General features: G+C 57.1%; 19 protein-coding genes and 1 tRNA gene. 5 read left to right on the top strand and 15 right to left on the bottom strand.

The window, feature by feature from the left end:
• Positions 1-2: 2 nt before the first annotated feature.
• The 4 genes from AC2FIR_RS17105 to AC2FIR_RS17120 are packed head-to-tail and all read right to left on the bottom strand — an operon-like array spanning position 3 to position 5,241.
• Positions 3-1,658 carry an alpha-amylase family glycosyl hydrolase gene (locus tag AC2FIR_RS17105; protein WP_496744869.1) on the bottom strand — a complete coding sequence of 552 codons (1,656 nt, stop codon included), beginning with the start codon at positions 1,656-1,658 and terminating at the stop codon, positions 3-5.
• A gap of 9 nt (positions 1,659-1,667) precedes the next feature.
• On the bottom strand, positions 1,668-2,816 hold the full coding sequence (locus tag AC2FIR_RS17110; protein WP_496744871.1) for a carbohydrate ABC transporter permease: 1,149 nt from the start codon (positions 2,814-2,816) through the stop codon (positions 1,668-1,670).
• A gap of 3 nt (positions 2,817-2,819) precedes the next feature.
• Complete coding sequence (locus AC2FIR_RS17115) at positions 2,820-3,827, bottom strand: carbohydrate ABC transporter permease (protein ID WP_170613680.1); 1,008 nt, start codon at positions 3,825-3,827, stop codon at positions 2,820-2,822.
• Positions 3,828-3,882: 55 nt separating this feature from the next.
• Positions 3,883-5,241 carry an ABC transporter substrate-binding protein gene (locus AC2FIR_RS17120; protein ID WP_170619181.1) on the bottom strand — a complete coding sequence of 453 codons (1,359 nt, stop codon included), beginning with the start codon at positions 5,239-5,241 and terminating at the stop codon, positions 3,883-3,885.
• Positions 5,242-5,450: 209 nt separating this feature from the next.
• Between AC2FIR_RS17120 and AC2FIR_RS17125 the strand changes: the two genes are divergently transcribed.
• Together AC2FIR_RS17125 and AC2FIR_RS17130 are read left to right on the top strand one after the other, a co-directional pair.
• The gene (locus AC2FIR_RS17125; protein ID WP_496715524.1) at positions 5,451-6,488 is read left to right on the top strand and encodes a LacI family DNA-binding transcriptional regulator; all 1,038 of its coding nucleotides are present in this window, start codon (positions 5,451-5,453) and stop codon (positions 6,486-6,488) included.
• On the top strand, positions 6,485-7,810 hold the full coding sequence (locus AC2FIR_RS17130; protein ID WP_496744873.1) for a GH1 family beta-glucosidase: 1,326 nt from the start codon (positions 6,485-6,487) through the stop codon (positions 7,808-7,810). The genes AC2FIR_RS17125 and AC2FIR_RS17130 overlap by 4 nt, the downstream gene beginning before the upstream one ends.
• Positions 7,811-8,649: 839 nt before the next feature.
• Here the strand turns inward: AC2FIR_RS17130 and AC2FIR_RS17135 are convergent.
• Together AC2FIR_RS17135 and AC2FIR_RS17140 are read right to left on the bottom strand one after the other, a co-directional pair.
• Entirely contained in the window at positions 8,650-9,621 is a 972-nt protein-coding gene (locus AC2FIR_RS17135) for a LysR family transcriptional regulator (protein WP_170806004.1), read from the bottom strand.
• 89 nt (positions 9,622-9,710) lie between these two features.
• A complete protein-coding gene (locus AC2FIR_RS17140) occupies positions 9,711-12,146 on the bottom strand; it encodes a GcvT family protein (protein WP_496762789.1) in 2,436 nt (811 codons plus the stop codon).
• Between the two features lie 183 nt (positions 12,147-12,329).
• Here AC2FIR_RS17140 and AC2FIR_RS17145 point away from each other — a divergent pair, with 183 nt between their 5' ends.
• Both AC2FIR_RS17145 and AC2FIR_RS17150 read left to right on the top strand, forming a co-directional pair.
• On the top strand, positions 12,330-13,850 hold the full coding sequence (locus tag AC2FIR_RS17145; protein ID WP_496762791.1) for a trimethylamine methyltransferase family protein: 1,521 nt from the start codon (positions 12,330-12,332) through the stop codon (positions 13,848-13,850).
• 73 nt (positions 13,851-13,923) lie between these two features.
• Positions 13,924-14,895, top strand: coding sequence for an agmatinase (locus AC2FIR_RS17150; protein WP_496744879.1), 972 nt, complete (start codon positions 13,924-13,926; stop codon positions 14,893-14,895).
• Here AC2FIR_RS17150 and AC2FIR_RS17155 read toward each other — a convergent pair.
• The 9 genes from AC2FIR_RS17155 to AC2FIR_RS17195 all read right to left on the bottom strand — a co-directional run bounded on the left by AC2FIR_RS17155 (position 14,892) and on the right by AC2FIR_RS17195 (position 24,440).
• Positions 14,892-15,872, bottom strand: a complete 981-nt coding sequence (locus AC2FIR_RS17155; protein ID WP_496744881.1) for an arginase family protein — start codon at positions 15,870-15,872, stop codon at positions 14,892-14,894. The genes AC2FIR_RS17150 and AC2FIR_RS17155 overlap by 4 nt on opposite strands.
• Positions 15,873-15,926: 54 nt before the next feature.
• Positions 15,927-17,516: an ABC transporter permease gene (locus AC2FIR_RS17160; protein ID WP_170613698.1), complete on the bottom strand. Its 1,590-nt coding sequence runs from the start codon at positions 17,514-17,516 to the stop codon at positions 15,927-15,929.
• Complete coding sequence (locus tag AC2FIR_RS17165) at positions 17,509-18,546, bottom strand: quaternary amine ABC transporter ATP-binding protein (RefSeq protein WP_170678494.1); 1,038 nt, start codon at positions 18,544-18,546, stop codon at positions 17,509-17,511. The genes AC2FIR_RS17160 and AC2FIR_RS17165 overlap by 8 nt, the downstream gene beginning before the upstream one ends.
• A gap of 79 nt (positions 18,547-18,625) precedes the next feature.
• On the bottom strand, positions 18,626-19,576 hold the full coding sequence (locus AC2FIR_RS17170; RefSeq protein WP_170613702.1) for an ABC transporter substrate-binding protein: 951 nt from the start codon (positions 19,574-19,576) through the stop codon (positions 18,626-18,628).
• Between the two features lie 302 nt (positions 19,577-19,878).
• On the bottom strand, positions 19,879-20,352 hold the full coding sequence (locus AC2FIR_RS17175; protein WP_496744917.1) for a phage integrase central domain-containing protein: 474 nt from the start codon (positions 20,350-20,352) through the stop codon (positions 19,879-19,881).
• Positions 20,353-20,744: 392 nt separating this feature from the next.
• Positions 20,745-20,821, bottom strand: a tRNA-Arg gene (locus AC2FIR_RS17180).
• Between the two features lie 64 nt (positions 20,822-20,885).
• A complete protein-coding gene (locus AC2FIR_RS17185) occupies positions 20,886-22,271 on the bottom strand; it encodes an ATP-binding protein (protein WP_480911910.1) in 1,386 nt (461 codons plus the stop codon).
• A 15-nt stretch (positions 22,272-22,286) separates the two neighbouring features.
• Complete coding sequence (locus tag AC2FIR_RS17190) at positions 22,287-23,705, bottom strand: dihydrolipoyl dehydrogenase family protein (RefSeq protein ID WP_496744883.1); 1,419 nt, start codon at positions 23,703-23,705, stop codon at positions 22,287-22,289.
• A 3-nt stretch (positions 23,706-23,708) separates the two neighbouring features.
• On the bottom strand, positions 23,709-24,440 hold the full coding sequence (locus AC2FIR_RS17195; RefSeq protein ID WP_496744885.1) for a TVP38/TMEM64 family protein: 732 nt from the start codon (positions 24,438-24,440) through the stop codon (positions 23,709-23,711).
• Between the two features lie 296 nt (positions 24,441-24,736).
• On the opposite strand from AC2FIR_RS17195, the gene rpmH reads away from it, so the two are divergent.
• Positions 24,737-24,871, top strand: coding sequence for a 50S ribosomal protein L34 (gene rpmH / locus AC2FIR_RS17200; RefSeq protein ID WP_005980833.1), 135 nt, complete (start codon positions 24,737-24,739; stop codon positions 24,869-24,871).
• The last annotated feature ends 18 nt before the right edge of the window (positions 24,872-24,889 follow it).

A 24,889-nucleotide genomic window follows, 5' to 3' on the forward strand; every position in this document is an offset into this window, starting at 1 on the left:
GTTTACCCCTTGTCCTTAACCATCAGGCAGAATTGCGAAGGTTGCAGCGCCACGACGCGTTCGCCATCAACACCGCCCAGGTCTTGCCCGATGACCCGCCAGTTGCCTTCTGGCAGTTCGATCTGTCTTGCTTCTGTTCCAAGGTTGAACGCGCAATACACCGTTTCAGAAGCGTCTTCGCGGTAGAACGTCAGGGCCGGACCGACCTGGTTCATATCGGATTGCGTGCCCGAGGCGAGCGCAGGATGAGCATGGCGCAACGCAATTGCGCGGCGATAGTGGTGGAGCATCGATTGATCGTCCACCTCCAGCCGGTCCACGGCCCGTTCGGATTGCATGGGACTGACCGGTAGCCACGGCTCACCCGTACTAAAGCCCGAATGTTCGTCTTGCGCCGTCCAGACCATCGGCGTACGGCAGCCATCCCGGCCCTTGAATTCGGGCCAGAACTCAATGCCGTAAGGGTCTTGCAGTTTTTCAAACGAAACATCGGCCTCGTGCAGGCCCAGCTCCTCGCCCTGATACAGACAGGCGGAACCGCGCAGGCACATCATCAAGACTGCGTGCTGTCGAATGGCCGCATCGTCCAGGCCCCAGCGCGAGGCGTGGCGTGGCACGTCGTGGTTCGAGAACGCCCAGCACGGCCACGCATCCCCGGCTTTGGCCTGAAGCTGATCAAAAACCTGTTTCGCATAATCAGCCGACAGTGCGCGTTTTTCGAGAAACTCGAAGGCGTAGCACATGTGCATCCGCTTGTCGCCGGACGTGTACTCACCCATGATTTCCAACCCACGCTGCGCATCGCCAACCTCGCCCAGGCAGGCGCGACCATGATATTCGTCTGTCAGCGCCCGCAAGCGTTCTAGGAAGGCAATGTTTTCAGGCCGACTTTTGGAATACAGGTGGTTTTGGTGGTTATAGGGGTTCACCGCTGGCGCGATTGACGCGTTGCGCTCTTCGATCGGAAGCGCCGGGTTGTCGCGCAACTGTTTGTCGTGGAAGTAGAAATTGATCGTGTCCAGACGAAACCCGTCCACGCCCATCTCAAGCCAGAACCGGGCAACATCCAGCAAGGCGTCCTGAACGTGTGCATTGTGGAAGTTCAGGTCCGGCTGCGACGTGAGGAAATTGTGCAAATAGTATTGCAGGCGGCGCGGGTCCCACTGCCACGCTGATCCGCCAAAGATCGACAGCCAGTTGTTGGGCGGTGTGCCATCCGGCATCGGATCGGCCCAAACATACCAGTCGGATTTCGGGTTTTCCCGGCTGGCACGGCTTTCGATGAACCACGGGTGCTGGTCTGATGTGTGTGAAAGCACCAGATCGATCATCACTTTCAGCCCCTTGGCATGGGCCTGATCGAGCAGTTCGCGAAAATCCTGCAATGATCCGAACATCGGATCAACGTCGCGATAATCGCTGACGTCATAGCCGAAATCCTTCATCGGAGATTTGAAGAAGGGCGAAATCCAGATCGCGTCAACACCTAGCGAAGCGATGTAATCCAGACGCCGGGTGATACCTTTCAGGTCTCCGATGCCGTCGCCATTGCTGTCCTGAAAACTGCGCGGATAGATCTGATAGATCACCCCGCCGCGCCACCAGTCTGACGAGGCCTTTGTTGATTTGGAAAGTTCCACAGTGTTCTGCACGTTCATCAGACGCCTTTATTTAACGGACCCGGCCAGCAGGCCCCGGACCAGGTATTTTTGCATTGCGAAGAAAACGACCAAAGGCACAAAGATCGATACAAAGGCTGCGGTCGCCAGAATTTCCCAGTTGCCTCCGCGGGTGCCCAAAAGCTCGACAATGCGGTTGGTCATCACCGTGGTCTGGCCGGTTGCGTCGATCAGGAAGACCTTGGCCACCAGAAGATCGTTCCACGTCCACAGGAACTGGAAGATTGCGAAGGACGCGAGCGCCGGGAAGCTGAGCGGCAGGATCAGCTTGGTGAAGATCTGGAACTCGGTCGCCCCGTCGACCCGCGCATTCTCGATCAGATCACGTGGCAATCCAGCCATGTAGTTGCGCAGAAGGTAGATCGCCAGCGGCATGCCAAAGCCCGTATGCGCCAACCAAACGCCCAGATAACCTTTCCCAACCCCGATACTCAGGTGGAATTTCAACAGCGGAATCAACGCCAGTTGCAACGGAACCACCAACAGGCCAACCACAGCGGCGATCAGCAAGGCCCGGCCCGGAAACTCCATCCACGCCAGGGCATAAGCTGCAAAGGCTGCAACAAGGATTGGTATGATCGTCGCGGGAATTGTGACTGTCAGCGTGTTGAAGAACGCCTTTGCCATACTGTCCGTACTGCTTTGGTCCAACAGAACTTTTTTGTAGTTGTCCAATGTAAACTCAGGCGGCAATTCAGCCGTCACAAATACACGCGCGCCGCGCTTGCCGCTGAATGCTTCGGCATTCTCCATCCGATAGTTGCCGTCTGCATCGACTGTTATTGTGCCGCCTCCGCGCAGCTCGGCGGTTTCACCGGGGGCAAAGGCGTCAATTTCGCGTGCGCTGATGCCCCAGCCTGAAATCCTGATTTGCTCTTCATCGCCAAACAGCTGCCCCTGGATTACGTAAAGCTCATTCTCCAGCACCTGCGTTTCGGGTGCCGCGCTGCGCAGGGTCAGATTCTGCTCGGACGGGAAGAGTGACCGCCACCAGCCGCTGCTGGAAATCTGGTCCGCCGTCCGGAAGGATGAGATCAAAAGACCAAGCGTCGGAATGATCCACAGGACCACCAGAAAGACGACCGAGGCATGAACGACCCAGCGCAGCGCTGGTCTGGTTCCCGCAATATCGTTCATGGCCTACTCCATCTCCTTGCGCGCATTGCGCACGTTCCAGATCAGGATCGGTGTGACCAGCAACATGATCACCATGGCCGAGGCCGAGCCCACCCCCCAGTCGTTGGCGCGAAACAGCTTGTCATACATGTAGTTGGCCAGAACCTGTGTCTCCCACTGGCCGTTGGTCATGGCAAAGACGATGTCGAAGACTTTCAGCACGGTAATGGTGATCGTCGTCCAGACGACCAGAATCGTGGTTTTGATCTGCGGCACCTTGATCTTGAAAAAAATCTGAAACGGGTTCGCGCCATCCAGGATGGCGGCCTCGACAGTTTCTTCGGGGATGCCGCGAAGGGCGGCCGACAGGATCACCATGGCAAACCCGGTCTGAATCCAAACCAGAACAATCATCAGGAAGAAACTGTTCCAGAACGGAACCGTCAGCCATGTCTGCGGTTCGGTGCCGCCAAAGAAGATATAAAGCGCGTTCAGGATGCCGATCTGGTCCTGTTCCGCCGGGCGCGCGTCATAGACGAGTTTCCAGATCACCGAAGCGCCGACGAATGAAATCGCCATTGGCATAAAGATCAGCGATTTGGCAAAATTACCCCATCGGATGCGGTCGGTCAGTTGTGCAACCAGCAGGCCGAAAGCGGTGGACATGGCCGGCACAACGATCAGCCAGAACATGTTGTTGCGCATGGCCTCCCAGAATTTCGGCTCTTTGGCCATCTGGGTGTAATTATCAAGGCCTACCCATCTGTACCCACCGCCGGGCACGCGTTCAGTGAGCGACAGGCGCAGCGTCTCGACCACCGGGTATGCCAGGTACAAGCCCAGCGCAGCAAGTGCCGGGAACAGGAACAACCAGGGCCGGATCATGTTCGCCCGGTTGATGTTGCGCCCTGCGTTGGGCCCGCGCGGCGGGAACAGGACTTTGTCCAGAAACTGGTTGGAGAGGTAGAAGTAGCCCACGCAACCCGACACACCGATGGCGATGGTCAGCAGGCCCTGAAGTGCCGGTGTCATGATGCCCTCGTTGGTTTGGAAATTGGGGCGGCGTCAGGGCCGCCCCAGCCGTCACTTACTTCGCAGCATCCCACGAAGACTGGATTTCTCCGGCAATTGTGGCTGCGTCCTTCGCACCCGAGGAATAGTCGACCATACCGGTCCAGAACGTACCCGCGCCGACCGCGCCCGGCATCAGGTCCGACCCGTCAAAGCGGAACGTGGTTGCGTTGGTCAGGATTTCACCCTGTCCCCGCTGGGTATCATTGGCGTAATTCTCGGGATTTGCCCCCAGATGCGGCGTCAGGAATCCGTCCTGAGACATCATGATCTCATGCGCGAAGGGCGTTTTGAGGAACTCCATGAACACCTCGGCCGCCGGGTTCGGGTTCGTGATCGTGAACAACGTGCCCGCACCCAGAACCGGAGTTCCCAGATCTTTCTCGGCATAGGCCGGGAAGTAGAAGAAATCGGCATCTACACCCAATTCGGTCCCTTCCGGGAAATAGGCGGGAATGAACGACGCCTGACGGTGCATCATGCAGGCAGGCGGGCTGTCGAACAGACCCTTGGGGCTGTCGCGGAAGTCAATCGCGGCGGTGTCGTCGGCGTTGCCCACGACATAGTCGTCGTTGCGGGTAAAGCTGCCGTATTCCTCAATCGCCGCGATCACGCGCGGATCATCGAACTTCATCTCATTCGAGACCCACTGGTCGTAGACTTCGGGCGGCTGTGTACGCAACATCAGGTCCTCGACCCAGTCGGTCGCGGGCCACCCGGTCGCACCGCCGGATGCAAGCCCCACGCAAAGCGGCGTCTCGCCATCCTCGACCATCTGATCCATCAGCGCCTTGAACTCTTCCATGGTCTGCGGGACGTCGTACCCGAAGTCTTCGAAGTTTTCCGGGATGTACCAGACAAGCGACTTCACGTTGACGTTGAAGAAAAAGCCGTAGAAATCTTTGGCGCCATCGGCGTTTTCAAAGGTTCCCAAATCGACCCAGGACTGGCCGGCAGCGAAATTGTCCTTGATCCAGTCCGCCGACCCTTCGGCAAGCGGCGTCAGGTATCCGTTCTTGGCCATGTTCGCGGCGAGACCCGGCTGCGGGAAAACCGTCAAGTTCGGAGCGGAGCCAGCGGCCGCATCAATCAGGATCTGCTGCTCCAGCGAGTCCGATCCGACATAGCTGGAATTCGCTCCGGTGGCCTCATCAAAATAGGCGACCAGATTTTCGAATGACTTCCCTTCGCCCGCAAGCCACGGCCCGAAAATGGTAAGGTCCTGACCGGCCAGGTCATGGGCGTCCGCAAAGGCCTGAAAGCCGTCCCAGTCAAAGCCGCCCTCGCCCACGGCGTGGATCATCTCGCCCTGCGCCTGGACGCCTCCGGACAGCAAAGCAAATGTGGCCACACCTGCATAAAGCGCGTTTCTCATGAATTTTCCTCCCAACAGTTCCTTGCGCCACAGAGACTCAGCATCCAAAGCGCTTTGGATATACAGTTTATCCGCTAACATTTCCCGCCTGTCAATATTCGCGTTGCAAAACGCTAATAATCAAAAGGCTGATTGAAACGGGTTGACGGAACGAGCATTTGACCACACAACAGGTAACAGCCAAAACTTGAAGGCGCTTTGAAACAATCATGAACCTGAAGCAGCTCTCGGAAATTCTTGCCCTTTCGCAAACGACGGTCAGCCGCGCTCTGAACGGCTACCCCGAAGTGAGCGAGGAAACCCGGATGCGCGTTCAGGCTGCTGCTGCCAAACATGGCTATCGCCCGAACATCCGCGCCAAGGGGCTGGCGACCGGCAAATCCATGGTGATTGGGCATGTCATCCCCAGTTCGTCCCAGCACGAGATGGTGAACCCAATCTTCGGTGACTTTGTTGCTGGTGCCGCTCGGACATACGCGGCGCATGGCTATGACATGATGTTCACCACCGCCGATGATACGTCGATCGAAGGGGCCTATCGCAGTTTGTTTCAGCGCGGTGCCGTGGATGGCGTCGTTTTGCAGGGCCCCAAAGTCAACGAACACCGAATTGATCTGCTGTCGCGGATGGCGGTACCGTTCATCGTGCATGGGCGTTCGACGGGGGCGGATGTGCAATATGACTGGATTGACGTAAACAACAAAAGCTCGTTCCTGCGCGCCACACAGTTCCTGATCGATTTAGGGCATCGCCGGATCGCCCTGATCAACGGGCTTGAAGATATGGATTTCGCGCAACGACGCCGTACAGGGTACCAGCAGGCCTTGGAACAGGCAGGCTTGACCTCGGACCCGCAACTGATGCGAAGCGCCGAGATGACCGAAGTCTACGGCCACCGCGAAACCCACGACATGCTGCAATTGGATGAACCGCCGACTGCCATTCTGGCGTCCTCGATGATTTCAGCGATCGGAGTACGGCGGGCGCTGGACGAGGCGGGCCTCCGGATCGGTCGGGATGTCTCGGTCATCGCTCATGACGATGACCTTTCTTACCTAAAGAACGGGCAGGACGTCCCCATTTTCACAGCCACGCGCTCTTCAGTGCGACACGCAGGAGAACTGGCCGCCGAGATGCTTATCGAGCGGATCAAATCGCCTGAGGACCCGGTCAAAACCAGATTGCTTGAGGCGGAGCTGGTTGTCGGCAAGTCAACCGGCCCTGCACCCGACAGGTTCCGACGATGAACTTTACGCGAAACGATTTTCCGTCTGATTTCCTGTTTGGGGTCGCCACGTCGGCCTATCAAATCGAAGGTCACGCCCAAGGCGGTGCAGGGTCCACCCATTGGGATACATTTGCCGCGACGCCCGGTAACGTCGTGCGGGGGGAAAATGGGAATCTGGCCTGCGATCACCTGAACCGGTTTGAACAGGATTTCGATCTTGTGCGCAACGCAGGTTTTGATTGCTATCGCTTCTCGACCAGCTGGGCACGCGTGATGCCCGAGGGGCGCGGACCGATCAATCAGGAAGGTTTGGACTATTACGACCGGCTGACTGATGCGCTGCTGGAGCGTGGCATCCGCCCGTGCGCGACGCTTTATCACTGGGAACTGCCGTCGGCTCTGGCTGACCTGGGCGGTTGGCGCAACCGGGAAATCGCCAGTTGGTTTGCCGATTTCACCGAGGTCATCATGAGCCGGCTCGGCGACCGAATGTACAGCGTTGCCCCCATCAATGAGCCTTGGTGCGTCAGTTGGCTGAGTCATTTCGAAGGACTTCATGCCCCGGGATTGCGGGACATTCGGGCCACAGCTCGAGCCATGCATCACGTCCTGCTGGCCCATGGCCACGCGATTCAGGCAATGCGCAGTCTGGGCATGTCCAATCTGGGCGGCGTGTTCAATCTTGAATGGGCCGAACCCGCCGATGACAGTCCGCAAGCGCGGCAGGCCGCTGATCTCTATGATGGGATCTATAATCGGTTCTTTCTGGGTGGCGTGTTCAACAAGGCCTATCCTCAGAATGTGCTGGAAGGGTTGGAACCCCACCTTCCGCCCGGCTGGCAGGATGATTTCGACATCATCGGCGCTCCTGTCGACTGGTGTGGATTGAACTACTACACCCGCAAACTGATCGCCCCTGCGAACACCGCCTGGCCCGGTCTGACCGAAATCCCCGGGCCCTTGCCCAAGACCCAAATGGGATGGGAAATCGACCCAGCCGCGCTGAGCCGGTTCCTGATCCGAACAGCGCGCGAATACACCGGCGACCTTCCGATCTATGTGACCGAAAACGGCATGGCCAGCCCAGAGCGCCAACAAGACGATGATCGTATCAGCTATCTGGATCAGCACTTTGCCGCCGTTCAGGAGGCTCTCGATCAGGGCGTTTCCGTCAAGGGGTACTTTGTTTGGTCTCTGCTGGACAATTACGAATGGGCCTTGGGGTACGAAAAACGCTTCGGTCTGGTTGATGTGGATTTCGATACGATGAAACGTACTCCGAAAGCCTCATACTTCGCCTTGAAGAAGATGCTGTCCACTTACAATACCGCTGCCAGATGACTGTGTTCTGGTGCTTTGAGGCTATTTTGTTGATGGTAGCTCTCCACCAAATGCGACGTTCGCACAGGTCAACTTGCCGTGCATTGATTGCCGCCGAGCACTTCTGACGAGCCAAGTTCTGGATTTCTTTTTTAGGATGAATCGGTGCCAGCCTGATCCGCATGTCGGCCCTGATTTTGCTAATAGGAAGTCAGGATCTATGAAATCGGTTTTTGGACGCTGGATGAAGGGAATGAGGTGAAAACGGCAAGGCTTTGTCGCTGGTGCCAGAACCATGTGTGCCTTACAGAATACCAAGTGGCGAACCGAGGAGGAGCCTAAATTTTCCGCTACACATATATCTATTGGATGAATTTCTGAAAAATTTTCTTGCCATCCTACCAAAAGTACCATGTCATGTTGGACTGAGGCGGCCCATTGACACAAGTAACTTTTATATCGGCTTGGCATCAGCACCCAGAAACAAACCCAATTCTCGACTGTAGCTTCGATATCATTCAGCAAACGCTCGACAATTCCACAGAAACTACCGAGTCGCGAACAGAGCGGACATTCATAGTTAAGCTTGGTCCCGGTCCTGTGCTGAATTGCAAATTGTCCGATGGCGGCAGCAGCGCGCGGTATTCTAGGATGCCTGCCTAACGTAGCAGGGAGTGGTAAGTTTTAGTGTTCCGTTTCAGAACCGAAGGACCGACGGGAAATCGGTCTGACGGGTTCTGGTTTGGACCCATGGGAAGTTTTTGGGTTCTCAAACGGAACCACAGAAGATGCCGACGGGCCGGTATCAGAACCGCGTTTTGTTTTTTTGGAATGCCAGAACTGCCAGTCATTGATGGTGGCTAGGCACTGTCCATTTCCATGGTGCGGAATTCGTTTTTCAGCCAGGTGTGCCTGGCGCACATCGGTCTTGTAAAATGCTGCCGGATCAGTTTTCCCATGGCCTTCTGGATCAGCAGTGATGTAGTCGCCGGGTACACTTCGGTCGTAAAAAGTGACACTGTCCGCACAAAGTTCCTGCCAGGAAACGGCATGGCTTTGACACTGTTGTGAAACCGCTGCGTTCGGTGAAAACACGCCGCAGTTGTGATGGCCCATCCGCTGCCCTGTGCAACCAGGCCGATGATGGACTGATTACATTCAAGTTCAAACCGGTTGGGCAGGCTGAACTTGCTTCGGGCCAACTGAATTTCGATTTGTTTGCCAATCACGTAGTCACGCGAATACCTTAACAAAGGCAATTCCGCCTCTGGTGTAAACAACTCTTCGGGCGAACCTTCAAACTTGTTGGGAAGAACGACGATGAAAGGATCGCGCATCAAAGGGTATTCGATCAGCCCCTCAGTGCGTCCCGGCGGCCTTGTGGCAACACCAACGTCCAATTTATGCTCTTGTAGTTTGGCGAGAATCTCGTGACTGGGGCGTGTGAAGTGCCGGAAATTGCAGCGCGGAAGAGCCTGAGCCAAAAACCGAACGAGATCGGGCGCGATCTGGTTGTCGAAATCGTCAATCAAAGCCAATCGCAGGTCCGTCGCGTGCTGCCAGTTGCCCGTACGGATCTCGGCTTCGCCACGTTTCAATACGGTCAGGCCTTCACGGACGTAGCGGGCAAACACTTCTCCTGCCGGTGTCAGCCCCATTGGACGGCGTCCATGGTCGACCAATTCGATGCCCAGCGCGTTTTCAAGACTGCGCAGATGGTTGGATACTGTACTGATCGACAAATCCGTTTCGGATGCAACCTTCTGAATCGATCCGGACTTGGCGATCAACTGAAAAACTTCCAGCCACCTAAGGCTCAGCGATTTGGACACGGCAACCGACCATTGTTTCGATTAGTTCGAAACTAGCGAAGCAAAGATTCGCCCTTGCGGCAACAATGAAGTTGGCTGAGATGTCGTTTTTAACCTTTCATGCGGGCGAATTCCGGATCGTACGGGCTGGACGTTATGACCGTCGCGCCAAAACGCTGCCCGCAACTATCCAGCTCCATTTCGCTGCCAACCTCAGAGATGAACGGACGAACAAATGCATGCGCCAGGTTCAATCCTGTACGATGACCCCATTCCCCAGAGGTAACAGTCCCCACGACCTTATCGCCCAGCATGACAGACGCGCCGGGATGCGCCGGACCACGCGTTGCATCAATGCGCAGGGGAACCAGCTTGCGGCGAAGCCCTTCTGACTGCCGCTTCAACAGCGCCTCACGCCCAATAAATTCGCCCTTGTCCAGACGCACAAACCTGTCCAGCCCCGTTTCCCAAGGATCAAATTCGGTGATCAAATCGGCTTTCCAGTGCAGGAAGCTTTTTTCCATGCGCATCGAGTCAACCGCTCTGGCACCAAACAGGTTCAGCCCGTACCCTTCGCCCGCCTCCCGCAGCGCAAGATAGGCCGCATAGAGAGAGGCGTTTGGGACATGGATCTCATAGGCCAACTCTCCCGAGAAACTAAGGTTCATGACCGTGGCAGGAGCGATGCCGACAAAGCACTCTCGTACGCTGAGCCAGGGGAATGCGTCCGCAGACCAATCACCTCTGGCACAGTCAGAAAGCACAGTGCGCGACTTGGGGCCAGCCAAAACCAGAATGGTTTGGTCATTCGTCAAGCTGCGCATCTGAACGTCTTCATCGTTGCGCAGATGCTTCTGTAGCCAGTCCATATCGTGATACTCGCTCGCTGCGGCAGAGCCATACCAAACCCGTGCTGGACCGCGATCACTGGCAGGGAGATTGGCAACAGTTGCTTCCGCCTTGACCATACCGTGATGGTTCAGCAGATAGCCCAACCCAACACGCCCTTCGCGCTTACCCACAACTCCGCAAAACATCCGATCCAGAAACGCGTGCCTGTCCACTCCGGTGATCTCAATCCGGTTGAACCCGTTTACTTCCGCCAACCCGACACCAGTGCGAACGTTATCGACTTCGGCAGCAACCAGATCGAAGGTTTCGTCAAAATCGAAACTGAGTGACGGCGCGAAATCAGGGTGAGGTTTGATGTAATCCACCCTTTCCCATCCATTGACTACCGTGAACTCCGCCCCTTCGGATGCGAGAATAGGCGTCAGAGGCGTCGTTTTGGCGGGACGGCCGGCTGGGCGGTGTTCATGTGGAAAGTGGAACCTGAATTCGTTCTGATAATCCTCAATCGCCTTCAGAGCAGTGAGTTCTACGTTCGCGTGCCCTGTAAACCTCCTCGGGTCGAGGCACCAAGTGTCATAACATGCCTCACCATGCACGATCTGCTGTGCCAACAGCCACCCGTGCCCGCCGCCTTCGCCCAACCCGGCTCGCAGACCAATGATGCAGTACGCATTGCGCTTGCCCGGGATCGGCCCAACCAACGGGGCACCATCAATTGAATAAGTGATCGGCCCGTTTACGACCGTGTGAATGCCCACCTCCATCAAGGCAGGCATCCGCGCAAATGCACCCTCGAGCACATCAGTTACACGGTCCAGATCATCCGGACAAAGTGCGTTCACGAAGTTTGGATCGATCCCGTCCATTCCCCATGTTTTGCACCCCTGCTCGTAGAACCCGAGCAAGAGACCGTTCTTTTCCTGTCGGCAATAGTAGTCGCTGATTGGGCAGCGCAGCAGCGGCATCCGGTGCCCGGCATCCCGGATGGCCTCGATCTCTTCGGTCAGAAAATACTGATGTTCCATGGAGGACACGGGATGATGAACTCCCATCATGGTGCCAACCTCGTTGACCCGGTAACCACAGGCGTTGACGATTATGTCGCAGTCGATGTCTCCGTGCTCGGTATGCACGGTCCAGGTATCGTCGTTGTGCTGCGTCAAAGCTGTTACAGGCGTGTTTCTGTACACTTCCGCACCGGCTTTGCGCGCCCGTCGCGCGAGGGCCTGACACAGTTGGGCCGGGTCGATGTCACCGTCCAACGGATCCCATAGCCCACCGATCAGGTTGTCGGTCGAAATCAACGGGTGGCGGCGGGCGCATTCATCCGCATCGATCACCTCGAAATGTACATCCATGCCCCGCGCCATGGATGCGAAGTGACGGTAGCCCTGCATCTGCGCTTCTATATTCGCCAGACGTATTCCGCCGTCTCCGTGATGGTAATTGATCGGGTAATCCGGATCGTCGGCCAGTTCCTTGTACAGGCGGATCGAATGAGACTTCAGACCCACCATGGTCTGGTTCATCCCGAAATTTGTGACCTGTGCGGCCGAATGCCAGGTCGTGCCCGAGGTCAGTTCGTTCCGTTCAACCAAAACCACATCTGTCCAACCCTCTTGGGTCAGGTGGTACAGCGTCGAACATCCAGCGATCCCGCCTCCGATCACAACGACTCTGGTACGCGACTTCATGGTCTTTGCTCCCTCGGTTTCGGCACAAGTCTTGCTGAATAACGGGTTGGGCAGACAACAGGGCAGTCGTCGGTACTGTAAAATCGAAACCGCAATTTCGGATTCTGAAATCGGCAATTCTCCTTTGATGCCCGTGTGTTTTGCGCCTTACGGTGCAACGAAGACGCAAAGAGATTGGGATACATGTCATCGGAGGGCTCAAAACGCAGCGGTCGGAAAGCGCGGCACGCACAGCGTGCAGCCAAGCCAGCATTCGATCCCTGCCCACCCGGTCAGACAGGTGGTTCGTACAAACCTTTGAACCACGTGGAAATAGAACAGGTATTTGATACCGCCCTGCGGCTCCTGGAAGAGCTGGGCATGGGCAATGTACCGGATAGGCTTGCCGCCGACCTAAGGGCCGCAGGGGCACGGGACCGGGAACCGGGGCGGCTGGTTTTCCCACGTTCAATGGTCCAGCAAGCCATTAATTCCGCTGCCAAAAGTTTCATGTTCCATGGCCGGGATGAAAGCCGGTCTATCGATGTGGGCGGGGATCGTGTGTACTTTGGCACTGGCGGCGCGGCTGTTCAGACGCTCGACATTGACAGTGGGCTTTATCGTCCCTCTACATTGGTTGATCTGCATGACTTCACCCGACTACAGGACACACTGGCCAATGTCAGTTGGTTCACCCGGTGCTGCGTGGCAACGGATGTCCCGGACGTGTTTGATCTGGACGTCAATACGGTTTACGCCTTGGTGCGGAATACGACCAAACCGGTCGCCACCTCTTTCACGCTGGCCAAACATGTCCGCCCCATTGTCGAGATGCTGGACATCGTCGCCGGAGGGGTCGGTGAGTTCGCCAAACGTCCTTTCCTGAAAGCGCACATCAGCCCGGTTATTTCACCGATGCGATATGGCGAAGACGCGGTGGACGTCGTTTATGAGTGCATCGCCCATAACATACCAATGTCCTGCATCACGGCTGCGCAAGCGGGCGCAACCGCTCCGGCGACCCTGGCCGGATTTCTGGCGCAGTCACTGGCCGAAACGCTTGCCAGTCTCGTGATGGTCAACACGATCAAACCCGGCTTTCCGATGATTTTTTCCAATTGGCCCTTCATCGTAGACCTCAGAACCGGTTCATTTGCAGGCGGCAGCGGCGAGACAGCGATCCTGAATGCCGCCTCGGCGCAGATCACGAACTGGCTGGGACTGCCTTCGGGCGTGGCCGCTTCGATGGCAGATGCCAAGGCCATTGATGCCCAGTACGGGGCTGAAAAAGGCATCACGTCGCTTGCAGCCGCATTGGCCGGTGGCAACCTGATTTATGAAAGTTCAGGCATGACTGCGTCCCTGTTGGGTGCAAGTTTCGAGGCCTTTGTGCTGGACAACGAAATGCACTCTCACACCTATCGGGTCTTGCGCGGGATCGAGGTCACCGAAGCGAATCTCGGCTTTGACGCCATTTGCAATTCGGTTTTGGGTGACGGGCACTTTCTGGGCAGCGCACATACATATGAAGCAATGGAGAGAGATTACTTTTATCCTCAGCTCGCTGATCGCCGGGAGCCGCGCACATGGGAAACCGAAGGTGCGAGGGACGCATGGTCATCCGCCCGGCAAGTCGCCAGAGAGGTTTTGAGCTCGCATCACCCCGAGTATCTCACCTCCGAGCAGGACGCCGAAATTCGCCGACGTTTTCGTATCCTGACCTGAAGTCTTACAGGCATTCCCAGCCCGTTGCTGAACCGCTAGGGTCACTGAAGAAACTTGCAGAGGATGGGAAGCCATGGCCGATTCATTTTTTCAACCGGTTTCAGCCATGGAGCTTGCCCGGTTTGCGGGCATACCGTCATTCATGCGCCTGCCCATTCTGGATCTGGATCACGAACGCATCTCGGATGTCGAATTGGGCCTTGTCGGCATCCCTTGGGACGGCGGTACCACCAATCGCCCGGGCGCACGGCATGGCCCGCGGCAACTTCGGGATTACTCCACGATGATCAGGGCGATGAACCCGGTCACGGGCGTCGCGCCATTCTCGCAGGCGAATTGCGCGGACCTAGGAGATGTCGCCCCCAATCCGGTCGACATAGAAGACACGCTGGAACGGGTCACTCGCTACTATTCGAAGCTGAAAGCGCGCAATATCACGCCATTGACTGCCGGAGGGGATCACTTGACCACCCTGCCTGTTCTGCGTGCCCTGGCCGCCTCGGGCCCGGTTGGCCTCATCCAGTTCGACAGTCACACGGACTTGTTCGACACTTATTTCGGCGGCCACAAATTCACGCACGGCACCCCGTTCCGCCGCGCTGTTGAGGAAGGGTTGGTGGACCTCAAACGCTTTGTTCAGGTCGGAATTCGCGGCACGGCATACAACACCGAAGACATCGAATGGGGTGAAGCGCAGGGCATCCGTATCATCCGCATCGAAGAACTGTTCGACCGGGGCATCGAAGATGTGATGAATGAAGTGCGCAGCATTGTCGGAACGGAGCCGACCTACTGCACCTATGACATCGACTTCGTGGACCCGACCTATGCGCCCGGCACCGGAACACCCGAAATTGGCGGGCCCAACAGTTTTCAGGCCCAGCAGGTCATTCGCAAGATGGCTGGCCTGAACCTTGTCGGTGCCGATCTTGTCGAAGTGTCGCCACCCTTCGATCCTGAGGGTGGGACAGCGTGGCTGGGTATTTCGCTGATGTTCGAATTACTTTGTGTCCTGGCCCAAGCTGTCGAGGCGCGCCGCAGTTAATCCGCGGCGACATTTTCGGCAATCATCGAAATCATCTCGAACATCACTGCTGCGGCGGTCAGGGCAGTGATGTTGTTGGGGCTGTCTTTTGTGGGCATCATGCAAACCACATCACCGCCAACGATATTCAACCCGCGCGCCGCTCTCAGGATTCCAACCGCCTCATCGATGTCAAACCCCTTTTCACCCGGCTCAAGGTTAGAGACTGCGGGCGCAACGGTTGGGTCAAGGCAATCCAGGTCGAACGTGATGTAAACCGGCCGGTCGCCCAGCACCTCTTTGGTTTGGGCCACGACATCCTCCAGCCCGCGCTGACGAAATTCGCGCATTGTCACGATGTTGTAGCCATAGTCGTAAGAAGGCTGCAGCCAGTCCAGACTGCGTGGATGGCCCCGCAAGCCGATCTGCATCGAACGTGCCGGATCCACCTGCCCCTGATCGGCCAGATAAGCCCCCCAGTGTGCCGCTGATTTCTTGGCCCCCAGGAAGTGGTCAACCTTGGTAAAAACATCCGTATGGGCGTCCAGATGCAGGAAACTGACAGGTTCTCCGCCGGCCAATTTTCCACATCCCAACGCCTGTACTATCCCACCAGTGATGGAGTGATCTCCGCCGACAGAAACCGGGCGTGCACCGGCCGCGTCGATGTCCTTGTAGAATTCGGTGATCCGTTCGATGCAATCCTCATTGTCGTTCGCCTTCGGGAACGGCACATCCCCCACGTCGGTAATCCGCGCACTGTTCCATGGGTCGATCTCAAAAACTGAATGCACCCTGCGCTGAACGGCCGAGACGTGCCGCAAGGCGCGTGGGCCCAAATGCTGGTCCCTCTCAGTCGTGCCGTTTCCGGTTGAGTGCGGCACGCCTGCCAATGCAATGTCCTGCCCCTTGGGCCCGACATTGGGGCAACGAAACAGAGTAGGCACGCCCCACCAATACAGATTGTCCATCATGGACTGTTCGTAGCGATCGGCCATTGTTTTCTCCGGTCAATGAAAAACGCCCCCGGAAAGAACCGGGGGCGCAGATGGTTAGATTTTCTCGTCTTCTCGCCGGAATGCGCCTTGCACGATCCTGTCCATGACCATGGCGAGGAACAGAATTGCGAAGCCGCCCAGCAGGCCCGGCCCCTTGGCGGCATATTGCAGTGCCTCCAGGATTTCTTTGCCCAAGCCGCCACCACCTATCAGCGAGATGATTACGACCATGGAAAGACACATCAGAATTGTCTGGTTCACACCTGTCATGATCGATGGCAAGGCAAGCGGGATTTCCACGTCTTTCAGCAACTGCCATTTCGAGGCCCCAAAGGCGACGGCGGCTTCCTTGATGCTCTCCGGAACGCCCCGCATTCCCAGTGCCGTCAGTCGAATAACCGGCGGCATTCCGAAGATGATCGTGGCCAGAATGCCCGGCGGGTTGCCGGTGCCAAAGAAGGCAATGATCGGGATAAGGTAAACGAAGGCCGGAAGCGTTTGCATCAAGTCCAGCACCGGTTCCGCCGCGCGATAAGCGCGCTTAGACTTGCCAAACCAGATACCCAGCGGAATGCCGAAGACAACGCAGAGCAACACCGCCGCACCCACCAGAGCAACGGTTTCCATCGCTACGTCCCAATAGCCCAGCAAAGCGATATAGGCCAACGAAGCTGCGGTGAAGATGGCAACCCTTGGTCCCGCCGCGCGCCATGCGGTCACACAGATGACCAGCATGACAACTGGCCAAGGTGAGCCGATAAGTGCCACTGTCAACGCATCAAGAACAGAACGCACACCGGCTACTATCCCGTCGAAGACGTCGCCCCCTGCTGCAGCGGCCGCGTCTATCTTTTCTTCCATCCAGCCAGCCAGGTTTGAGAACAACGTGCCGTTGCCCTCTCCCAATATCATCGCGGATACCTGCTGCTCGGGGAAAGCATCCAGCAAAGGAAGCGACGCGTTTACGGTGAACTTGTAAACGATCAAGGGACCAATGGCGGCGACAAGGATTGCGCCCAAAACCGTGTTTCGGGTCGAGCGTCCGCTTTCCGTGCTGCCCGGGTCGATACGCCAGTTTGAATACTGTTTTTCGTAGACTCGGTCGGCATACAAACCCTGAACCACCTTGAAAACCAGCAACATCAGCAACCCGGTGATAAGAATACCCGTGGCCTCGGACTGGGCAGCAGCGGCCCTTTCCAAGCTGGTATCAGCCGCTTTCTGAATGTTCTCAGCCAGCTTGGTGAACCGATCGATATCCGCCTTTTCAGTTGCGTCCGCCGCTCGGGCCAGCAGTTCGGCTGCGCGCTCTTGCTGACGGGCGGCACGCTCTGCAAAGTCTGCACCCGGATTGCCCCACGCGCCTCTGCCGATTTGGACCCACGCGATGATCTCGAGGATCAGAAACGTCCAGAACATGCCCCAAATGGCCCGTGACGCGGACCAGAACGGCCCCAGCACCGCCGCCCACGTGTTGAACGTGTTGGGAATTGCACTGGTAGCGTCGTGGATTTTGTGAAAGGCGTTGACGTAATAGGCTCCGTTCGGACCAGCGAACTTCTTGATGGAAATATCAAGAGCCTCGCGATCAACCTCGATGTCAGAGGCGGCCGTTACTTTAAGCTCAGAAGTTGCGTCAGTCATTTTTGCCCCCCTGAATACCACGCAACAGGCGTGGCTTGGTCACGACACCCACGTCACTGCCCGCATCCGTTATGACGACCGGCAATTCCGAATTCACGGCCAGATCGATCAGTTGGTCCAGATCCGCGCCTTCGTCCGCCCTGGGCGCACCGTCGAGTGGCCCTGAATAGCTGTCCATCGGTTCCATGATGGAATGCGCTTTGACCAGTTTGAGCTTGGAGATGCCCTGAACAAATTCGCGCACGTAATCGTCGGATGGGTTCATGACGATATCCTCCGGCGTGCCGATCTGTACGATCACCCCATCTTTCATGATCGCAATTCGGTGACCTATGCGAATGGCTTCATCCAGATCATGAGTGATGAACAGCGTGGTCTTTTTTAGCTGCGCTACAAGCGCCTTGAACTGGTCCTGCAACTGCAGGCGGATCAGAGGGTCAAGGGCGGAAAAGGGTTCATCCATCAACAGGATTTCGGGGTCCGACGCCAGCGCCCGCGCGATCCCCACGCGTTGCTGCATCCCGCCGGAAAGCTCCTTGGGCAGGCGGTCCTCATAACCCGTTAGGTTTACCAGGCTCAAAGCGTGATCCGAAACAGCCCAACGTTTGGATTTCGGGACCTTTCTGATCTCCAGGGGGTAAGCCACGTTATCGCGGACGGAACGATGAGGCATAAGCGCCATATGTTGAAAGACCATGCCGATTTGCTGGGCGCGAATGCGGCGCAATTCGGATTCCGATAGTTTCGATACATCGTGACCCAGGATTTCGATCCGGCCGGCCGTCGGCTCGATCAATCTGTTCACGTGTCGTACCAACGTGGACTTGCCCGAACCGGACAACCCCATGATGCAGAAGATTTCGCCACGCGGCACTTCGAATGTGGCACCCTGAACACCGACAACGCAGTTGAACCGTTCCAAAACTTCCGGCTTGCCGATTCCTTCGTCTCGGACAGCTTGCATTGCCTCTTCAGCACGTGCGCCGAAGATCTTCCAAACGTTTTCCAGTTTTACGACAGGTTCGTCCATTTATCCCCCACAGGGCATAGCCCTGCCCAACAGAAAAAAGGCCGCCGCGATTTTCCGCGACGGCCTGCAAGGTCGTAGTTTAGTTGGTTAGCCAGCCGATCACGGTATCTTCGTTCTCTGCCACCCACTGCTTGGCAAAATCCGCGGCTTCGACGTTGTCTACAGCCAGAGCCTTGCCCATCGCGCTCAGATCATCTCCTGACATCTGATAGTTGCTGAACAGAGCGGCCACTTCAGGATAACTCTCTTCCAGCTCTTTCGCGTAGTGCAGGTGAAGAGTTGCGCCGTTCCAGGCCGTGGACGCTTCGGATTTCGACAGCCAATCCGGGTCATCGGTTGGCTGAACAATTGTCCAGGTGGCAGGGTCATGAGCCGGCTCTTCAAGAACCGTCAGGTCTTGGGTCACGAAGATATAGTGGGGGCTGTAGCAGAACCCGATCCACGGATCGCCCGCCTTGGTCGCGTTTGCCAGGTTGGCATAGGCGATGGTTTCCTCGTATTCCGTCAGGTCGAATATCTGATCATAGCCATAAGATTTGGCCCGAATCTTCTCGACAACGGTCGAAGCCCAGCCCGGAGCACCGATCCAGACCTCAGGCGTACCATTCCCGTCTGTATCGAAGATCGCCATCTTGTCCGGGTCACTCAGGTCGTCAATTGACTTGATGTCATGCTGTTCAGCGATGTAGGTCGGGACACACATGCCCTGCTCGGCCTGAACCGGGTTTTGGTTCATGACAACCGTGCCATTTTCTTTGACATATGTGTCATGCAGGTTTTGCTGGTTGGGCATCCACACTTCTGGGTGGACGTGCATCGAGCCGCTGTCCATGGCTTCGAAGACAATCGGATTCGTGCCGTTTTGCAGTTCCACGTCCAGACCAAGGTTTTCTTCGATCACCACCTCAAGAATATGTGCCGTGGCATTCACCGAGGCCCAGTTCGGCACACCGATCACGATATCTGCGGCCATAGCCGGGCCGGCAATCGCGACCGAAGCACTTCCTAGTAGCGTTGCAATTCTTTTCATCTGGTATCTCCATATTGGGAAACTTCCGCGCTTGTTTTTCTCACCCTTTCGGACGGTGGTGCGCTTGGAATTTTTTTCGGGAAGGTCGTGCCTTCCGGTCCTTTTTGGCCAGCGAAACTTGAGGCTGACATAGCCACAAAAGTGAAGCACGCGAGCGCGCTGCCCATCAAGAGATACGTTATTCTAGTTCTTGTATTGGAAATTATCGCAAAATAGTTTCGACTATTTAGGATTCGCAAGTAATGTCACGAGTAACCCGAAGCCGGCTTTTGTATGTCACACAGAACACATCGAACGCTGTTTTAAGGCAAATATGAGCGCCTTGGCAGCCACAGCAGAGCGGGTCTGCAACTCGGTATAGAACGCGGGCACCTCTCGCCACGCATCGCGTCATGGTGCTGGACCATGGCTTTGACGTTGGGCAGCATCTTACCTTCGCGGATTGCGGTCACCGAGTTCTCGCCCGAGCGAAAGCCGTTGGACTTCGCCACGTCGAGTACCGTCCTTATCCGCATCGACAGTCGCTTTGCGGTTTCGTGTTTCTCAGTCCAGATGGGCGACAGGCACATCAGCACTTCGGGCTGATCGATGCTATCTGCGGGCATACGGCCGATCTTGGGGACCGCATAATAGCGCAAAGTGTTGAGCCATTGCTGGCCATGCTTGGCATTCTTCCATGTTGGCAGGCGGTCAATGTGAACCTGCCGGCTGAGTTCTTCAAAAGTTGGAATTTCGCGCTTGGCGTTGAAGCGCGGGTTCCACCCGGCTTTCGCTATTCGCCGCTATTCGAGGGCTCGTTCTCGAGCCTGGTTCAGTTTGACTACATCCGCGCCGCCTAAACCTAAGTCCGTTCGAAGCGGCGCGCCCGTGCGGTTCTATGCCCTTTGACCGTAACACGTACGATCCAACACCGTGCGCCCGATGGATCTACAACAAGATAGAAGCCAGAACCGTCACCGTGTCGTCCCGGACCAAGATTTTCTACCAGCTTCTTTGCCAGCATTCCGCTGAGCGCCGACATGAAACTACAACAAAAATACCACTTAATGAAAGTATACTGGTGTCATTGGCGAAAATTCAATGAAACCCGCTAGCGCGGCTACAATCATATGACGCAAAGGTTTTAGCGACCTAGTGTTGTTCAACAAAATTCAGGGAAATCACCAAGTGGCGGACCGAGGAGGATTCGAACCCCCGACCCCTTGATTCGTAGTCAAGTACTCTATCCAGCTGAGCTATCGGTCCGCGTTGGTGAGGCGGTATTTAGACCCAGGTCCGGGGACGTGCAAGTCGATTCTCAAAAAAACTTTCAAAAAGTCCGGTCGCCGCGCGGCAGGCTTATTTCAAAGGTGGTTCCGTCAGGACCTGTGTGCTTCAGCACCAGATCTCCGCCATGTCCGCGCACCAGTTCCTGCGATATCGCGAGGCCCAGACCCGAACCTCCTTTGCGGACGCCGCCCTGAAACGGGGTAAACAGGTTTTCCCGCGCTTTCGGGGGCAGGCCCGGACCATTGTCGCGGACTTCAACGCACCAGCTATCGTCGTCTTCACGGCCTTCTATCGTGATCTTCCCGGGCTTGCCCGAGGCGACAAGCGCCTGACGCGCGTTGCGAACAAGATTCATCATGACCCGGAACATCTGCTCGGGGTCGGCGCGGGCGATCAGGTCCTGCGGCAGGTTGTTGACAATTTCCACGCAAGAATCGGCAACCGCCAGCCTTTCACTGGCCACAACATCTTCACCGACATCGCGCAACCGGACCATGGTCAATGTGGGTGCCGGTTCCTCGGCGCGGCCAAATGCCAGCGTGCTTTCACATAAGGACACCGCACGGGTGATCGAATTCACCAGCTTGGGGGCCAGACGCCGAACCACCGGATCGTCACTGGATTCGATGCGGTCCGTGAACAATTGTGCCGAGGTCAGAATGTTGCGCAAATCGTGACTGACCTTGGCCACGGCCCCACCCAACTGAGCCAAGCGTTCACGCTGTTTCAGGGCCTGCGTCAGCTCCTTCTGCAACATTTGCAGGGCCTCCTCGGCTTCCCTGAGTTCCGTCACCCGGGAATCCGGCGAGATGATGCCGCGCGCATCCTCAGGTGCGCTGGCATAACGCTGCATGTATCCGACCACGCTTTTGATCGGACGCACCAGAACGACACGCACCGCAAGAAACAGGAAAAAGGCGGTGATGATGGAAATCACGAAGGACAGCCCCAGAATTCGCAGGCCGTAGTCCGTCATCGCCATGCGCAGCGGCGCGCTGTCGATCGTCACTTCGATCAGCAGCCCGGCACCCTTGACCGGCTCGCCTATCACTCGGATGACTTCGTTTTCCGGAGTGAACAGCCGGGCCATCGCGTCCCGGATCAGAACCCAAGGGCTCGCGTCGCGCAGATCGTAGGTCTTGGTGATCGGCTCGGGGATCGGTGAGGACAGCATCAGCTGACGCACCTCGTCACGCCGCAACACCACATTGTAGACGCCCGCATTGGCCAGAAGTTCGGCCTCCAGATCTTCGGCCAGCATGTCATCAGCCAGCAACGCCAGCGAGGCGATCTGGGCCCGTTCAAGACGGTTCAGCAGGAAATCTTCGCGGAACCGCGCAATCGATGGCACAAAGATCAGCACCTCGGCCAACATCACGAAGACCGTCGTCAGGATCAGAAATCGGCCCGACAGCGAGTTCAATATGCGCTCCTTTCCCGGTCAGGGGATCCAGCGCTGGACGAACCTGACCACTCGTTTAACTGTCTGATTCTCAAACAGCCTTGGCGAGAAATAAGCGCCCGCCGCGCGTTTGTTAAGCTCTCCGATCGTCGGATAGGGGGACACCATCGCGGCGACCTGACCCATCTTCAGATTATTGGCCAGGGCCAGCGACCACAAGTTGATCAGTTCGCCCGCCTGATGACCCACGATTGTAGCGCCCACGGGCCGGCCTTTTACGACCATGACCTTAATGAAGCCTTTCGTTTTCCGCTGGGAAATCGCCCTGTCATTGTGATGATAGTCAAAACGGGCGACCTCGACCTTGTCACCATGGTGTGCATGCGCCTGCGCTTCGGTCAGACCCACCTGCGCCAGTTCCGGATCAGTATAGGTGGCCCACGGGATATGCGCCGTCTTCGCTTTGGACGGCAGGCCGAACAGCGCCGAGCGGATGACAATCCCGGCGTGATATCCGGCCACATGGGTGAATTGCAGCCCACCAGCGACGTCACCGATGGCATAGACCTTGCGATTGGTGGTCCGCAACGCCTCGTCAACCTTAATCCCGGCAGGGGTCAGCTCGATCCCGGCGGCTTCAAGGTTCAGGCGGTCTGTGTTTGCCTTGCGCCCCGCCGCCAGCAACAGATGCGAGCCCGAGAAGACGTCACCATTCTCGGTCACTACCTCAATCGTGCCAGCGTTGCCCCTGATCTGCGCGACCATTGCCATTTCGTGAATCACCACGCCTTCCGCGCGCAAAGTCTCCAAAACAACCTCGGCCGCTTCGGGGTCATCCTTGCCCAGTGCTGTCATCCCTTCGATCACAGTGACTTTGCATCCCAGCCGAATATGGGCCTGCGCCATCTCCATGCCGATGGGCCCGCCGCCGATGATCAGAAGGTGATCGGGCTTGTCGCGCAGGTCAAAAATGGTCTCGTTGGTGAAATACGGCACCTGATCCAACCCGGGGATCGGCGGCACCAGGGGGGAAGAACCCGTTGCGATCACCACACGCCGCGCAGTGATCAGGTGACCACCCGCCTGCACATGGGTCGGAGAAACAAAACTGCCATATTCGCGGATAACTTTGACGCCAAAGCCCTCGAACCGCTCCTGGCTGTCCATCGGTTCGATCTGGGCGATAACGTCCCGGACGTGATCTTTGGCCACAGCATAATCCACCTGCGGAGCCACATCCGCCACGCCCAGCACCGAAGCATGGGCCTGCGCATGGGCTGCGTTGGCGCTGGCGATCAGGGCTTTGGACGGAACACATCCGAAGTTCAGGCAATCGCCGCCCATCTTGTGACCTTCCAGCAGGATGACGTTTGCCCCCATCTGGCTGGCCCCTGCGGCCACGGACAACCCCCCTGACCCGGCTCCGATCACCAGGATATCGGCTTTCAGATCTTGCATGAATCAGGCGTCCTTTCGGCCTCGAACGGATTTGATGACAATCGGCAAAGCGGCCAGGACACACAAGCCGATGATTGGACCTATGACAAAGGGTTCCCACAGCAGCGAAACGTCAGGCGTCTCGCCCCGGTCGAACACACCGCCCAGCCCCACGCCGATCCAGGTGTACACAATCCCTCCGGGGATAATGCCCAGCGCCGTGGTGATCAGAAAATTGCGGAATTTCACGCCCACCAGAGCGGGCACAAGGTTGGCCACGAAAAACGGCACGACGGGTACAAGGCGCAGCAGAAACAGCACCGGAATTTCATTCTCGCGCAAACTGTCCTTGAGCTTTTTGATGCTGCCCTCCGAAGATTCGAGGCGAGCCGTCAGGGCTTCGCCCAACCCCCAGCGCGCGGCCAGAAAGATCACCGATGCACCGACCGTGGCCGCAAATACGTTGAAGACGGTTCCGGCGATCAGTCCGAACAGGAACCCGCCGGTCATCGAGGCCACCGCCGCACCCGGCAACGAAAATGCCACGATGACAATATAAATCGTCACGAAAGCACCGGCCATTGCCCAGTAATTGGCATCACGCCACGCCAAAAGCGCCTCGCGGTTGTCGCGCAGAGTGTCGAATGTCAGATAGTCGCCCAGCGTGAAAAACCCCACCGCCGCAACGGTAAGAATCACCAGCAACGGAATATGTCGCGCAAGCCCTCTGTGCGGGGCCTGAGTTGCATCACTCATGTGGCTGTCCGGTTTCGTGTGTTTCATTCTGCAAACAACATGCGCCGCATGGCGCCTCGGCAACAGGGGCCTCACGCTGCCTTGATGTTTTTGTCCGGGAATGTGAGGGTTTGGGGCCGCTGACCCGTCTTTTTGAAACCTTTTCACGGGCTGGGTTACAGAATTGTTGCAAAAGCCGCTAAAACCCCCACCTTGGGGTTTGACTTACCCCCCGCTACCCAGTAGAGGACGGGCTTCGAACACCACGGGCAGGCGAATCCGCGCCGCACCCGACCGCATAGATTGGAGACGGAGCGATGAAACGCACCTATCAGCCTTCGAACCTGGTTCGCAAACGCCGCCACGGTTTCCGCGCTCGCATGGCCACCAAGGCCGGCCGCAAGATCCTGAACGCGCGCCGCGCTCGTGGCCGCAAGTCGCTGAGCGCGTAAACCGCTCGACCTGTCAGG

It is taken from the genome of Ruegeria sp. CDSB136 (assembly GCF_059610965.1).

Coding starts and splice junctions, on each gene's coding strand:
- rpmH (WP_005980833.1), top strand. CDS start 24,737: ATGAAACGCACCTATCAGCCTTCGAACCTGGTTCGCAAACGCCGCCAC.
- AC2FIR_RS17105 (WP_496744869.1), bottom strand. CDS start 1,658: ATGAACGTGCAGAACACTGTGGAACTTTCCAAATCAACAAAGGCCTCG.
- AC2FIR_RS17125 (WP_496715524.1), top strand. CDS start 5,451: ATGAACCTGAAGCAGCTCTCGGAAATTCTTGCCCTTTCGCAAACGACG.
- AC2FIR_RS17195 (WP_496744885.1), bottom strand. CDS start 24,440: ATGAGTGATGCAACTCAGGCCCCGCACAGAGGGCTTGCGCGACATATT.
- AC2FIR_RS17155 (WP_496744881.1), bottom strand. CDS start 15,872: ATGGCCGATCGCTACGAACAGTCCATGATGGACAATCTGTATTGGTGG.
- AC2FIR_RS17145 (WP_496762791.1), top strand. CDS start 12,330: ATGTCATCGGAGGGCTCAAAACGCAGCGGTCGGAAAGCGCGGCACGCA.
- AC2FIR_RS17140 (WP_496762789.1), bottom strand. CDS start 12,146: ATGAAGTCGCGTACCAGAGTCGTTGTGATCGGAGGCGGGATCGCTGGA.
- AC2FIR_RS17170 (WP_170613702.1), bottom strand. CDS start 19,576: ATGAAAAGAATTGCAACGCTACTAGGAAGTGCTTCGGTCGCGATTGCC.
- AC2FIR_RS17120 (WP_170619181.1), bottom strand. CDS start 5,241: ATGAGAAACGCGCTTTATGCAGGTGTGGCCACATTTGCTTTGCTGTCC.
- AC2FIR_RS17150 (WP_496744879.1), top strand. CDS start 13,924: ATGGCCGATTCATTTTTTCAACCGGTTTCAGCCATGGAGCTTGCCCGG.
- AC2FIR_RS17110 (WP_496744871.1), bottom strand. CDS start 2,816: ATGAACGATATTGCGGGAACCAGACCAGCGCTGCGCTGGGTCGTTCAT.
- AC2FIR_RS17160 (WP_170613698.1), bottom strand. CDS start 17,516: ATGACTGACGCAACTTCTGAGCTTAAAGTAACGGCCGCCTCTGACATC.
- AC2FIR_RS17115 (WP_170613680.1), bottom strand. CDS start 3,827: ATGACACCGGCACTTCAGGGCCTGCTGACCATCGCCATCGGTGTGTCG.
- AC2FIR_RS17165 (WP_170678494.1), bottom strand. CDS start 18,546: ATGGACGAACCTGTCGTAAAACTGGAAAACGTTTGGAAGATCTTCGGC.
- AC2FIR_RS17190 (WP_496744883.1), bottom strand. CDS start 23,705: ATGCAAGATCTGAAAGCCGATATCCTGGTGATCGGAGCCGGGTCAGGG.
- AC2FIR_RS17130 (WP_496744873.1), top strand. CDS start 6,485: ATGAACTTTACGCGAAACGATTTTCCGTCTGATTTCCTGTTTGGGGTC.